Source organism: Nocardia spongicola, assembly GCF_047200775.1.
GTDB lineage: Bacteria > Actinomycetota > Actinomycetes > Mycobacteriales > Mycobacteriaceae > Nocardia.
Map to the genome: position 1 here is coordinate 496,237 of NZ_JBJZOO010000002.1, position 13,094 is coordinate 509,330.

Genomic DNA, 13,094 nt, shown 5'->3' on the forward strand with positions numbered 1-13,094 from the left:
CGCGAGTCCGCCGGGCGAGCTGATGTGGTGCCAGGATCGTTCCGGCGTGGCCGAGCCCATACGGCGGCCGCTGCCCGGCCTCGTTATCGTGGACTGATGCCGCACGATGGTGACCAGGAATCCGGGCCGCTGATCGTCCAGAGTGACAAAACGCTGCTATTGGAGGTCGACCACGAGTCGGCCGATATGGCGCGGCAGGCGATCGCGCCGTTCGCCGAGCTGGAGCGGGCGCCGGAGCATGTGCATACCTATCGGCTGACCCCGCTGGCGCTGTGGAACGCGCGGGCGGCGGGGCATGATGCCGAGCAGGTGGTGGATGCGCTGGTCCGGTTCTCGCGCTACGCGGTGCCGCAGCCGTTGCTCGTTGACATCGTCGACACCATAGCCCGTTACGGACGGCTGCAGCTGGTCAAGCATCCCGCGCACGGGCTGACGCTGGTCAGCCTGGATCGCGCGGTGCTGGAGGAAGTGCTCCGGCATAAGAAGATCGCGCCGATGCTCGGGGCGCGCATCGATGCCGACACCGTGGTGGTGCACCCGTCCGAACGCGGCAGGATCAAGCAGATGCTGCTGAAGATCGGCTGGCCTGCCGAGGATCTCGCCGGGTACGTCGATGGCGAGGCGCATTCGATCGAGCTGGATTACGCGACCGAGGGCTGGCACCTGCGGGACTATCAGCAGATGGCCGCCGATTCGTTCTGGGCTGGTGGTTCCGGCGTGGTGGTGCTGCCCTGCGGTGCGGGCAAGACGATGGTCGGCGCCGCGGCGATGGCCAAGGCGAAGGCGACAACATTGATCCTGGTCACCAATACGGTGGCGGGCAGGCAGTGGCGGCGTGAACTGCTCGCGCGTACCTCGCTCACCGAGGAGGAGATCGGTGAATACTCCGGCGAGCGTAAGGAGATCCGTCCGGTCACCATTGCCACCTATCAGGTGATCACCCGCCGCAGCAAGGGCGAGTACAAGCATCTGGAACTGTTCGACAGCCGCGACTGGGGTCTGGTCATCTACGACGAGGTGCATCTGCTGCCGGCTCCGGTCTTCCGGATGACCGCTGATCTGCAATCCCGTCGCCGCCTCGGCCTGACCGCGACCCTGGTTCGCGAGGACGGCAGGGAGGGGGATGTGTTCTCGTTGATCGGCCCGAAGCGTTATGACGCGCCATGGAAGGACATCGAGGCACAGGGGTGGATCGCCCCAGCCGATTGTGTCGAGGTCAGAGTCACCCTGACCGATGCGGAACGGATGACCTATGCGACCGCCGAACCGGAGGAGCGCTACAAGCTGTGCGCCACCGCCCATACCAAGATCGCAGTGGTCGAGTCGATTCTGGCGCAGCACGCGGACGCGCCGAGCTTGGTCATCGGCGCGTATCTGGAACAGCTGGACGAGCTCGGTGCCGCACTCGATGCCCCGGTGATCCAGGGCTCGACGAAGACCAAAGAGCGGGAAGAACTCTTCGATGCCTTCCGGCGCGGTGAGATTCCGGTGCTGGTGGTGAGTAAGGTCGCGAACTTCTCCATCGATCTGCCGGAGGCGTCGGTGGCCGTGCAGGTATCGGGCACTTTCGGGTCACGCCAAGAGGAGGCACAGCGGCTCGGCAGGTTGCTGCGCCCGAAGCAGGACGGTGGTCAGGCCCATTTCTATTCTGTGGTGGCACGCGACACCCTCGATGCCGAATACGCGGCACATCGGCAGCGTTTCCTCGCCGAACAGGGATACGCCTATCGCATCACCGATGCCGATGACCTGCTCGGACCGCCGATCGGATAAGTGGAGGATTCGGCTCCAGAAATTGTGCTAGGAATGAGGGCGTGCGTAGCTTCGAATTCGCGGTAGACCGCGGGCATGCCCACGCGGTCAACGAAGTCTTCGCTGGTCTTCGTCGGCTTCGTCGGTTGGCGGCCGTCACCGCGATGATCGCTGCGCTGGGAACGGCGTTTCTGATCTGGCTGGACCATCCCTGGGCGTATCTGCTCGCGGTCGCGGTCGCGCTGGGAGCGGCGACCGCGCTCTGGGTAGCGCTGTGGACACCGTGGCATTCCAGTATCGACAGACTCTACGCGGACGGTGCGCTGGTTCCCTCGGTGGTCTCGGCGGCTACTACCTCCGGGATGGTGCTGCTCGCTTTGGTCGATGTATCGGCTCCGGAATCGGAGATTCCGCGCTATGCCTTGGTGACCAGGAAAGTCCGCGCCTTACCCGGCCACAGGGCCGAACTCGGGGAGCGGGTGCCCTCGGTCGCGGTGCGCACCGACCGGGCGCCGGGGCAGGTGGGCGAGCGCTGGCAGTCGGTGAGTGCGATGCCGATCGCTTGGGGCACCACCGATAGTTCGGTGATCGAGCGGGCCCGCGCGGCGATCAGCGAGGCCGAATGGCGGCTACTCACCGACAATCTCGCCCTTGCGGAGAAGGTATCGCGGAGTGCCGCGAAGCGTCTTCTGCTCGATCCACAGCAGCTACCGGGGGAAATCGGCTCCTGAGGCCAGGTGCGAGCACCTGGCCCCGGTCGGCGGTGTGGAGTTCCGTCCGGCACCGCCGATACGCGGGCTCGCGGTACGCGACGTGCCGGATCGAATGCCGATCATCGGTTCCGGCGTGCCGATGGCGCGTATCGGCGCCGGTGCCGGGAAAGCGATTACCATCCGACAAGATCAATACCGAGGAGCGGCGGGTACAGAGGGTGGTCGGTGGTATGAGAGTGTTCGATCGGATATGCGTTGCCGTCGCCTGTGCGTTCCTCGCGGCAGCCGCTGCCCCCGCGTATGCCGCGCCGCTCGCGGACCCGCTGGTCGGGTCGCCCGGCCTTGGTGATCCGTACTATCCGCTGGACGGCAACGGTGGTTATGACGTCCAGCACTACGAGGTCGGCATCGACTACGACCCACCGAGCCGTTGGCTGGCCGGAACCACAACGATCAGTGCTGTCGCCATACAGCCGCTGCGCATGTTCAACCTCGACTTCGCGGGGCCGGAGGTGCGTATGGTGATGGTGAACGGCCAGCCCGCCGGGTTCGATCGTAATGGTGAACATGAACTCACCGTGACGCCGATGCTTCTGTTGTTGCCCGGCTTGCCGTTCACCATCACTGTCGACTACGCCGGGCCCGCTATCGATACCGACGGTGCGGGATGGACCTTCGCGCCGAGCGGCGGTGCGTTCGCCGCGGGTGAGCCGCATTCGGCGACCAGCTGGTATCCACTCAACGACACTCCCTTGGACAAGGCCACGTTCGTATTGCACGCCACTGTTCCCGCGGAATGGGAGGTGGTGTCCAACGGGGTGCGCACCGAGAACGCCGTGCGCGGCGATAAGCGGACGGTCAGCTGGGTGACCGCTGAGCCGGTGATCGGCTATCTGACGACCATCGCGATCGATAAATTCGACTACCTCGAGCAGCGCCGGGCCGATGGCACCCCGCTGCTGAGCGCGTTCGCGCCGAATGCGGGGCGCTACCGGGAGATCGAGCAGCGGTTGCCGGAGATCCTCGATTTCGGCGAAGCGCTCTATGGCCGGTACCCGTTCAACGCGGCGGGTGGTATCTACCTGGACGCCGACCTCGGGTTCGCGTTGGAGACCCAGTCTCGTCCGATCTACTCGTCGCGAACTGATCTGCGGACCGTCGTGCATGAGATCGCCCATCAGTGGTGGGGTGATTCGGTGTCGCTACGGCATTGGTCGGACATCTGCCTCAACGAGTGCTTCGCCAGCTATACCGCCGACTATCTGTGGCCGGAGCGAGTGCAGGGCGAAGACATCGACGAGCTCTACCGGGAGACCATCCGGAAGTATCGTGACGACCCGAGTTTCTGGGAAGTTCCACTGGGAAACCCTGGTGCCGGAAACGAATTCACATCCGTTTACTGGCGTGGCCCACTGTTCCTGCACGCGTTGCGCAAGCAGATCGGTGACGAGGTGTTCTTCACGGCGGCCAGGGACTTCCTCGCGATATACGCGTACGGCAATGCCTCGATGCCGGAGTTCCGCGCGTTCGTGCAGTCCAGATCGCCGGTGGCGCTGACCGGTTTCTTCGACGCGTGGTTGCACCGCACCGCACCGCCACCGGAGGAGTACCTGTTTCCTGGCCCGCTGCGCGACTGAGCCCGTTTCCGGCTACCGGGCAGGGTAGGTCACTGCTGCCGGATATCTTGTGGGCAAGTAGTTTTGCTGTCCATACCGCCTGAGTAGAAGTGCGCACGGTCACACGTAACGATGTGCTTCCGTCCAACGAAACATCTCGCATACCGGACAAAAGTCCGGTTGATGGATGTGTGAAAGGTGTTGCCGTGAATTACTCCGCGTTTCAGCTGCTCGGGCGACTGGTTCCCAGTATCATCGGCTTTTCGGTCATCGGCCTCTACGCCCTGCAGATGTAGTCGCGGTATCACGTTCCGACACCACCGAACTCATGCGGCCGTTGTGGTCGTGCGAGTATCCTCACCGAGTTCATGAGCTGGTGGACATGTTCGGTGAGAGAGGTTTTCAGGTGAAGTTTCCAGGAGCGAGACTGATGGTGCGGGGTGTGCTCGCGCTTATCGCGGCGGCTGTGGTGGCGGTGATGACGGTCGGCTGTTCGACGATCGAGACCGCGAGCAAGTCGGATACGGCCAAGGCCGAGGTCGGCGATTGCATCAGCGTCATCGAGAGTTCGGCGGTCGATTCCGCCACCGAACCGGTCGACTGTTCATCGGACACCGCCGTGTACCAGGTCGCGCAGGCTTATAACGAGAAGACCGAGTGCGCCGCGGACCATACCTCGTATGAGGAGACGCTCGGCGGTGGTACCACCGCGTTTCTGTGCCTGGTCCCGAACTTCAAGGAAGGCAGCTGTTACAGCGAGAACAGCGTGACCGGATACAAGTACGTCGACTGTGGTTCGTCGGAGGTGAGTTTCCGCGTGCTGAAGCGGATCGACGGTGAAGCCGACGAGTTGCTGTGTGGTATGGAGTCCACCAGCTTCCGGTTGATCGAGTCCGATCCGAAGATCACCTTCTGCACCACCGAGCTGAAGAGCTGATCACTCCAGCAGGGCAACCGACGCGATCCGGTGCAGGGTGAAGTGCCGGACCGCGCCGGTCACCGGGTCCAGCGCGTCTAATTGTCCGTTGCCGACCTGCAGCGGCTCCACTACGCGTCGCGTGGCGACTCCCTTGGCATCGACATAGTCGATAGCCACCGGCCGGTGCACTCGCGCGGCCAGCTGGAGCAGAGCGAGGGTCGCCGCGGTATTGGTCCGGGTGCCGTCCGGCCGCACCGCATGGCCGGAACGGGCGTTCGCGGCTCTTTCGCCCGCACGTAGTTCCGCGACGAGCGATTCCAGTTGTTCGGCGCTGGGTGGCGCCGGACGATACGGTGCTCGCGCGGCGGACTGTATCGGGATCCGCGCACCGCGCGGGCGCAGATCGACGATCATTCCCGCCGAATCTTCGCCTGCGGGCGCGAAGCCGGCCGCGCGCAACTGTTCCAGCAGCTCGCCGAGCGGCGCCTGCGCGATAGCGACGCTCGGGGCGATGGAACGCAGTGCCAGGGTACTCGCCACCGGCGCGGCCAATACCTGGGCGAGCAGCGCCGGATCATCGCTGCGGATGAACGATTGCGCCATGCCTGCCCGCAGCTGACCGTGTCTCCTGGCCACGTCATCGATCAGATAGGTCAGCGCCTGTGGCACGGGGGTCCGGGAATGCGCGGCGAACAGGCTGTGCAGCTCGGCCGCGGTCGCCCCGGCGTCGAGGGCCCGGCGCACGGAGGATTCGCCGATGCGATACACCGTGGCCGCACCGGCGGATTCGACGTCGGCGACCATCGCGATGCGATGCTGGAGATCTGTGGTCAGCGGACCGGGCGCGATCACGGTCAGATCCGCTTGCACCAGCACATGGTCCACCGGCTCCGGCAGCGCTGCCGTCATCTCCGCTTCGGCATCGGCCGTGCTGGTCGCCGCCGCATGCTGTAGTGCGCGTGCCGCCGAGCTGAGCGCGCCGCGGCCGACGATACCGAGCGCGGCTGCCTCGGCCAGGGTCTGTTCGACCACTTCCGATCGGAAATTACGGCGTCTACGCGGCTGCCGCCAGGCAAGCACCCGGCCGATATCGGCAGGGTCGAGTGCGGTGCCGGACGGATATTCCGCGAGTAGATCGAGGATCGCCTGTCGGTCGCGTGCCGCGTATGGGGTGCGCAACTCCAGCGACAGCGCCGCCAGCGGTTTGTCATTGGCATCGCGCATACCGATCATCCATGGCATCCGATCCGATTCCAGCCAGGTGTGCGCGAGTGTGGCCCAGCGTCGGGCCGGAGGCGAATCCAGCCATGCGTCGACCGCTGGTGTCGGTGCCCAGAAGTCGTCGGTCGAATCGATATCGGGGGGTGGATCGGGCAAGCCTTTCGCCAGAAGTTTCGCGGCCGCGAGCAATTCGACGAGTAGACCCGCTCTCGGCTCGTCGACCCCGGCGTGCTTGGCGATACGTCGTAATTCGCGCACCCCGAGGCCGCCCGCGCGTAAGGCGGGAGCCGGGGTCCGGCCCAGTGTCTCCAGCACCGCCGCACAGTGGCGCAGCAGCTCGCCGACCTCACCTGCCGCGACCGAGTTCACTTCGGTGGGCCGGTGTTTGCGCAGTGGCGGTTGCGGCGGGGTCAGCGCATAGGGATGGGTAACCGGTTCCCGGCGCAGCACTTGACCGACGGTGACGGGTAATTCGACGGTCTCGGCATCGATATGATGCAACAGTCGCTGTGCCAGCAGCCGTTGGATCGGACGGTCGGCCGGGGTACCAGGTGCGGCGTCTCTGGTGCGCCCGCGTGGGCCGGTCGTGGCCAGTTTGTCCAGCAGGGCGCGCTCGGGGGGCGTGAGCTCGGTGAGCGCGGCGATTACTTCGGGTTCGGTGAGTGCGTCGGGGAGCTCGGTCGCGCTGCCGATCGGCCACGGCAGCGCTTCGGCGGCCGCCGGAATCAGATGCATGTGCTGCTCTGTGTCGAGCCAGACCAGAGCGCGGGCGGTCAGACGCTCCAGCGCGGCATCGAGCGTGGCGGGTGCCACTCGTTCGCCCAGCAGTGCGGGGAGTTCGGCGGAATGGAGTGTGCCGCGTTCTCGGTCGGTATGTGGCACTCGCTGCACCGCAAGAGTTTCTATGAGGGCGAACTCGAGCGTGTTCAGGGTTTCGGTGGCCCGCAGCACCGACGCGCGTTGTTCAGCACGAGCGGCGAGCACAGCCATCGAGGAAGGCAGGGGGACAGCCAGGTCCGGCCGAAGCTGCAGCAGCGTAATGAGCTGGGCGTCACTGCGGGCACCGAGCCATCCGGCAAGGGAGTCGGTCGCGGTCATCCGGTCCAGCCTACGATGCCGGATGGTTACCCGCCCAGGTCGGCAACGGGGTGGGCTCGTTGGTACCGGACGCGCGGCACGGGTTCGGGCGGTCATGTCAAAATGGGGCCGTGGTGAACAAATCGAAGAAACCCTATGTCGACAATGGCTGGCCCGAGGTCGCCGACGGTGATCATGTGGTTACCGAACTCTCCTCGGCCCGCTCCGGAGGTCTCTCACCCTACGGTGAGGACGCGGAATTCCCGGTCCCGGCTGAGCAACTGCCCTATATGCACCCGAATACGGTGATCAACCGCTGAGTGTGTGGTCGGATTATGTGCGACTACGCGGAAGGGCCCCGCATCGCCACGGTGTGCGTACGGGGCCCTTCCGCGTAGTGTGCTGAAGCTTCGGAGATGTCAGGAAGGCAGCAGATCTTTGTTGGCTTCGTAGAAGTCGATGATCGCGGGGTCGAGCTGGACTCCGCTGGCCTTGGCCGCATCGAAGAAATCGAGGGCTTCCTTCGGTACGTGCACGCCCTGGCTCTGTACGACCTCGATGGCGCGATCGACGGCCGAGAACACCTGCTGAGTGCCGTCGAGGATTTGCGGGGCTTCGATCTCAGGGATGGCCGGCTCCCAGCTGGGGGCTTCCGGGGTGGTCGGCGCGCTACGCAGGGTGGGTGAGCTGCTCAGGCCGAGTTTGGCGGAGCACGAGGGCCAAGCTCCCCAGCCTTGTGAGGCGAGGACCTTCTCGGCGACGACGATCTGCTCTTCGCGGGTGGCCTGGTTGGCGGTGGGGGCGTACTGCTGACCGCCGTGGGCATTCCAGGTGCTCGGGGAGAACTGCAGTCCACCGTGGTAACCGTTACCGGTGTTGATGCCCCAGTTGCCGCCGGCCTCGCACTGAGCGAGTCGATCCCAGTCGGAGTCGGGTGCCGCGCTGGCGTTGCCTGCTAATGCCACACCGGCGGTACCGATGATCGCGCCGGTAACGGCGACCTTGGCTACCGTCTGTCCGGTCGCGCTCGGCTTGCGATGGCGTCCACTCATATCGGGTTCGTCTTCCTCTCGACGCACCTGCGACGTCTTCTGTTCGGGTCGGACTGTTTCGGGTCGGACTGAGAGGTCGTCCGTTCCGCCCTCGCCCCTGCTTTGCTGTCGGGTGCCGTACCCGCGGGGCGAGGTTCGGTGCGGCGGGCCGGTGATTGCCGGGTCTCCCAGCTGGGTAAGACGGTACGACGATCCTCAGGAAAAATCACTATTTGGTAACCAGTGGGTACGGCGGAGTCTCGGCCCGATATCACATGGGAAGCGCTTTTATCGCAGCTAGAGACATTGCGGCCGGGTTCGGAATGTGACATTGCCGTTACGTGACCTACACGTTATGTGATAAGGATCACATAACAACACGGGTAATGATTGCGTCAGATGCCCGATTTCCGCTGCATCGGAGGTATCTTCTCCGTTTTTCCTAGAGGTCGTTCCGGGGAGCTGTCAGCGGGATCTCCGGCCCGAACGGAGCGCGAACACGAGGGCGAGGATGAATCCGAGTGGTGTGAGCAGCGCCCCGAAATACAGCCACAGTCCCGGCGTGTCGTCGGTGAGAATCGGAATCGCGAAAATGGCGGCGACCGCCAGCAATCCCAGTGCGAATAAGCACAGTGCGAGCTGCAGTAACCAATCGCCACGGCGGCGCGGCGCGCCACCGGGCGCGGGTGGAGTGGAAGGGTTCGTCACGGCTCGACGGTAAAACTGGTGTGCTTGTGTTATTCGCAGCGGGGTAGACTCAATGGTAATCGCGTCCTGCAATCCTGCTGGGCGCGTTATTTTCGCACAGAACAGGGACCGGTCGTGGCACCGCCGCGGAACCGGTCGGGTAGATGATGTGACTCGGGCCGGAGCGGTCCGAGTTTTCGATGACGAACGGGTGAGCGCAGTGCCGACCGGCAGGGTGAAGTGGTACGACGTCGAAAAGGGCTTCGGCTTCCTTTCCCAGGACGAGGGTGAGGACGTCTACGTTCGCTCGTCCGCGCTGCCGCAGGGCGTCGAGGGTCTCAAGCCGGGGCAGCGCGTCGAGTTCGGCATGGCAGCCGGTCGCCGCGGCCCTCAGGCCTTGAGCCTCAAGCTTTTGGAAGCACCGCCCTCGGTCCGGCAGGGCCAGGACCGCGCCGCGCGTAAAGAGCCGCAGGCGCGCAAGCACACCCCGGACGAGTTGCACGGCATGGTCGAAGACATGATCACGCTGCTGGAGGCGAAGGTGCAGCCGGACTTGCGCAAGGGGAAGTATCCGGATCGCAAGACCGCGCAGCGCATTTCGGAGGTCGTCCGCGCGGTGGCCCGCGAACTCGACAGGTAGCCGGCTCGCCGGGTACGGGCCTCTCCTGACACGGGGCCGCACCCGGCAGGGCAGGGGCTATTCGGTGCCGTTCGGCGTGGTGTCGATCGACCACGCGGCGTGCGGGACGTAGAACTCGTTTCCCATTTCGTCGCGGGCGAGGATCGGCAGCTGGAGTTCGACGCCGAGCAGACGCAGCCCAGGCTCTGGTTCCGAGTCGATGGTGACAGCGAGGACACGGTCGGAGTAGTCGTTACGGTTGATCACTCGCTCGACTCGGCCGCCGCCGGGCTGGGCGTAGATCAGCTGAGCGAGCCAAGGCGCGTCCGCTATCCGGCTGGGCAGCGACAGCTGCAGCGGGAGCCCGGCCGGGACCTCGAGCTGGACGGTGCGGCCGCGATGGCAGTCCGGGGTGGCTGGGGCGCAACTGAGCGCCGCGAACACGGTGCCCTCCGCGGCCTGTTCGGGCAAGATACTGCAGTCCTGCATGGTCACCGCGCAGTAACCGAACGGACGGACCGTGACCGCTTCGCCATCCGCGTAGGCGGTGAGCGTGACGTCGGGTTCGTCGGCGTTGCGGATCAACACCGTGAGCACGCCGGCGAAGGCGGCGGTGAGCGTGAGCGTAGCGGCCGCGATCAGCGCCACAATCGTGCGTACGTTGAGCCTACTCACCAGATGGGGTCTCCTTGTCCGTGCTGGATGTGTGCGGTGTCGCCGGTGTGTCGCGGCGCCGGGGCATGTGCATGCGGTTGGTGCCTGGGATCTCCGTGTGACCGGGACGTCGGAACTTCCTGTTCCGCATGCTGCGGGCGGTTGCCGCCGAGGCCGGGCAGCAGTGAGTGGCCGCGGAAAGTAAGCAGAGTCTGTATCGATCCGAGTACGAGCACCGCGGTGATCACCGCGAAGCCTTTCCAGTACTCGGTCGGAAGTAGGACGCCTGCCGCGCCGCCGATGACCCAGCTCAGCTGCAGTACTGTCTCCGAACGTCCGAAGCCGGAGGCGATGGATTCCGGTGGTAGGTCGTCTTGGATCGCGGCGTCCAACGACACCTTGGCCAACGCGCTCATGGCGGCCGCGACCGCAGCGGCGACAGCGGCGCCGAGCAGATTGTCAGCGAACGTCGCGAACAGCGCGGTCAATGCGCATGTCGCGGTACAGCCGAGCACGATCAGCGCGGGTCTGCCGAGGGTGAGCCTGGCGCCCGTTGCGTTACCCGCGAAGTTACCGATCGCCGCGGCTACCCCCACCGCGCCGAGCATGGCCGCTTGTTGCATCGGCCGATGTTCGGTCGCTTTGGCGACGAACGCGATATAGAAGGTGAGAAACCCGGTCAGTACGCGAATGGCGCCATTGCCCCATAGCCCGGTTACCACAGCGCGGCCGAGCGGTTGCCTGCGCTTGCGCGGCGGCACCGCGGATTCCTTATCGGATGACAGCACCTCGGTGTGCGCGTCGGCGCCGTGATAGCTCAGCGTCGCGGGCACCTCACCTTCGGTGACTTCGACCCAGGACGGGATGCGCAGGCTCAGATACGTGCCGATACCGGCGATCGTGGTCGCGAGAACCAGTGCGCCACCAGAGCCCGCGATCGCGGCGATCAGCCCCGCCAGCGCTCCGGCGCCGATGGTGCCGCCGACGAGGCCGAAAACCGTGAGCCGGGAGTTGGTGCGGACCAAGTCGATATCTGGCGGCAGTACCCGCGGTGTTACCGCGCTTTTGAGCACGGAGAAAGATTTACTGCCGATCATCATGCACAGCGCGAGCGGATAGAGCGCCCAGGTATCGAACTCTATGATCAACGCGACCGCGACGATCGCACGCACGGCGAACGAGGTGGCCAGCGCCAAACGGCGTCCGCGCTGCAGGCGATCGAGCATCGGGCCGATCAGCGGGGCGATCACCGCGAACGGTGCGATTGTGATCAGCAGGTACAGGGCGACTTTCGTTTTGCTCTCCGCGGTGGCACTGGCGAAGAACAGCGTATTCGCCAGTGATACCGCGATGGCCGCGTCGAGGGCGAAGTTCGCCATGGTCGCGTAGGTGAGCGCGGTGAGCCCCGATTTGTCCGCGCCGTCCGCTTTCGCCGCGCGCTGGAAAGTCGCGATGCCCTTCTCGGTGAGTTCCCTGCTCCGCATAGCGGCGACGCGGGTCACAGTGATTTTGCGGGGGATGCGTTGGGTACCGGGCAGAGTCGGGGTTTCGGCCGGATCGGCCGATTCCTGGACCGTGGTTTCCGGCTGTTCCGGTGGATCGGTGTGCCGTGGTGGTTTCGCGCGATGCGGTAAGAGCCGCCGGGACGGGTGCTCAGGGGGTGGCGATGTGTCGTGGCCGGGGCTGGGCATCGGTGATTCCGACCGGCCGGAGCGCCCGGTGCGGCGCGGTGTTTTCGAGCGCAGCGGGGGCAGCGGGGGCAGTGGAGGCAGTGGATTATGACCGCGTGGTGTGTTGGGCGGTGGGTACCGGTCGAAACCAGGGTGCCGTTCGAGTGGCGGGAGCTCCTCGCCTTCCCACCGATCACGGTCGGGACCGGAAGGTTCGCGGGAAGTAGGCACGCCCCTAATTCTGGCGTACTTCCGCGAGGGGCGTTCACTCGCGCTCCTGGATGTCGGGGTAAGGCCGCTGCCGCGGTGCTCTGGTTCGCTCACGAGGAGGTGAAGCGGACTTCGAACATAGTCGGCCAGTTCTTACCCGTGATCAGGAAACGATCGGTGCCTGGCAGTTGGGCGATGCCATTGAGCGTATCGGTGGTGGCGCGTACGGTCGCGGGAAGTAGCCCTGCGGCATCGATGGTCGCCAGGATCCGGCCGGAGTCCGGGTCGATGCGCAGGATGGTGTCGGTGGGCCAGACGTTGGCGTAGACCGAGCCGTCCGCCGCGCACTCCAGCTCGTTCAAACGTGAGCTGTTCCTGCTGGTCAGTCGTACCGAGCCGTTCGGAGCGAAGGTGACGGGATCACGGAAGGTGAGTCGATCGGTGCCATCGCTCATCACCAGGCGCCCGGCCTGGGCGCATAATCCCCATCCCTCTCCGTCGTAGCGCACCCTGCCGCGTTCGGCCAGAGTGACCGGATCTCTGCTGATCGCGACACCGTCCTGCCAGGTGAGTTGCCACAGGATGGCTTCGGTATGTGGAACTTCGGTGCTGGTGGCGCCGGTGAGTGTGATGCCCTCGCCGAAGTACGGGGCGGGCAGGTCCGCCCGCGCCAGCTCCACTCCGGTCGTGAGCCGCGACGCGCGCACGCTGGAGGCGCCGGGCAGTCCGGTGCCTTCGTAAAGGATGTCGCCCTCGACTTCCAGCCCTTGTGTGAATGCCATCGGATCATGCGGTCTGGTGTCGATTACCTCGATGCTCATCCGTGGTATCGCGTCCTCGGTGCCTGCGCATCCGCTCATGAAGAGCAGACCTGCCAGGACACCGACGGCCCACGAACGCCGATTGCGTTCCATACGGCAAAATG

General features: G+C 65.3%; 12 protein-coding genes. 6 read left to right on the top strand and 6 right to left on the bottom strand.

Going from position 1 to position 13,094, the window contains the following annotated elements; all coding sequences use genetic code 11:
- Positions 1 to 96 precede the first annotated feature (96 nt).
- The 4 genes from ACL02S_RS07310 to ACL02S_RS07325 all read left to right on the top strand — a co-directional run bounded on the left by ACL02S_RS07310 (position 97) and on the right by ACL02S_RS07325 (position 5,018).
- Complete coding sequence (locus tag ACL02S_RS07310) at positions 97 to 1,773, top strand: DNA repair helicase XPB (RefSeq protein ID WP_412801526.1); 1,677 nt, start codon at positions 97 to 99, stop codon at positions 1,771 to 1,773.
- Between the two features lie 41 nt (positions 1,774 to 1,814).
- Complete coding sequence (locus ACL02S_RS07315) at positions 1,815 to 2,483, top strand: DUF3239 domain-containing protein (RefSeq protein ID WP_412801527.1); 669 nt, start codon at positions 1,815 to 1,817, stop codon at positions 2,481 to 2,483.
- A 212-nt stretch (positions 2,484 to 2,695) separates the two neighbouring features.
- Positions 2,696 to 4,102 carry a M1 family metallopeptidase gene (locus ACL02S_RS07320; protein ID WP_412801528.1) on the top strand — a complete coding sequence of 469 codons (1,407 nt, stop codon included), beginning with the start codon at positions 2,696 to 2,698 and terminating at the stop codon, positions 4,100 to 4,102.
- A gap of 385 nt (positions 4,103 to 4,487) precedes the next feature.
- Positions 4,488 to 5,018: an LppU/SCO3897 family protein gene (locus tag ACL02S_RS07325; protein ID WP_412801529.1), complete on the top strand. Its 531-nt coding sequence runs from the start codon at positions 4,488 to 4,490 to the stop codon at positions 5,016 to 5,018.
- On the opposite strand, the gene ACL02S_RS07330 is transcribed toward ACL02S_RS07325, so the two are convergent.
- Positions 5,019 to 7,319 (bottom strand): helicase-associated domain-containing protein, encoded by a 2,301-nt coding sequence (locus tag ACL02S_RS07330; protein ID WP_412801530.1) that lies wholly within the window; start codon positions 7,317 to 7,319, stop codon positions 5,019 to 5,021. It lies immediately after the preceding gene.
- A gap of 110 nt (positions 7,320 to 7,429) precedes the next feature.
- On the opposite strand from ACL02S_RS07330, the gene ACL02S_RS07335 reads away from it, so the two are divergent.
- The gene (locus ACL02S_RS07335) at positions 7,430 to 7,618 is read left to right on the top strand and encodes a hypothetical protein (RefSeq protein WP_412801531.1); all 189 of its coding nucleotides are present in this window, start codon (positions 7,430 to 7,432) and stop codon (positions 7,616 to 7,618) included.
- A gap of 99 nt (positions 7,619 to 7,717) precedes the next feature.
- On the opposite strand, the gene ACL02S_RS07340 is transcribed toward ACL02S_RS07335, so the two are convergent.
- Both ACL02S_RS07340 and ACL02S_RS07345 read right to left on the bottom strand, forming a co-directional pair.
- Positions 7,718 to 8,350 carry a resuscitation-promoting factor Rpf1 domain-containing protein gene (locus tag ACL02S_RS07340; protein WP_412801532.1) on the bottom strand — a complete coding sequence of 211 codons (633 nt, stop codon included), beginning with the start codon at positions 8,348 to 8,350 and terminating at the stop codon, positions 7,718 to 7,720.
- A 444-nt stretch (positions 8,351 to 8,794) separates the two neighbouring features.
- On the bottom strand, positions 8,795 to 9,037 hold the full coding sequence (locus tag ACL02S_RS07345; protein WP_412801533.1) for a hypothetical protein: 243 nt from the start codon (positions 9,035 to 9,037) through the stop codon (positions 8,795 to 8,797).
- 199 nt (positions 9,038 to 9,236) lie between these two features.
- Between ACL02S_RS07345 and ACL02S_RS07350 the strand changes: the two genes are divergently transcribed.
- The gene (locus ACL02S_RS07350) at positions 9,237 to 9,656 is read left to right on the top strand and encodes a cold-shock protein (RefSeq protein ID WP_412801643.1); all 420 of its coding nucleotides are present in this window, start codon (positions 9,237 to 9,239) and stop codon (positions 9,654 to 9,656) included.
- 57 nt (positions 9,657 to 9,713) lie between these two features.
- Here ACL02S_RS07350 and ACL02S_RS07355 read toward each other — a convergent pair whose 3' ends face one another.
- From ACL02S_RS07355 to ACL02S_RS07365, 3 genes are all read right to left on the bottom strand, one after another.
- Positions 9,714 to 10,310 carry a DUF2771 domain-containing protein gene (locus tag ACL02S_RS07355; protein WP_412801534.1) on the bottom strand — a complete coding sequence of 199 codons (597 nt, stop codon included), beginning with the start codon at positions 10,308 to 10,310 and terminating at the stop codon, positions 9,714 to 9,716.
- Entirely contained in the window at positions 10,307 to 12,043 is a 1,737-nt protein-coding gene (locus ACL02S_RS07360; RefSeq protein WP_412801644.1) for an MFS transporter, read from the bottom strand. The genes ACL02S_RS07355 and ACL02S_RS07360 overlap by 4 nt, the downstream gene beginning before the upstream one ends.
- Before the next feature lie 236 nt (positions 12,044 to 12,279).
- On the bottom strand, positions 12,280 to 13,083 hold the full coding sequence (locus ACL02S_RS07365; RefSeq protein ID WP_412801535.1) for a glutaminyl-peptide cyclotransferase: 804 nt from the start codon (positions 13,081 to 13,083) through the stop codon (positions 12,280 to 12,282).
- Positions 13,084 to 13,094: the final 11 nt, after the last annotated feature.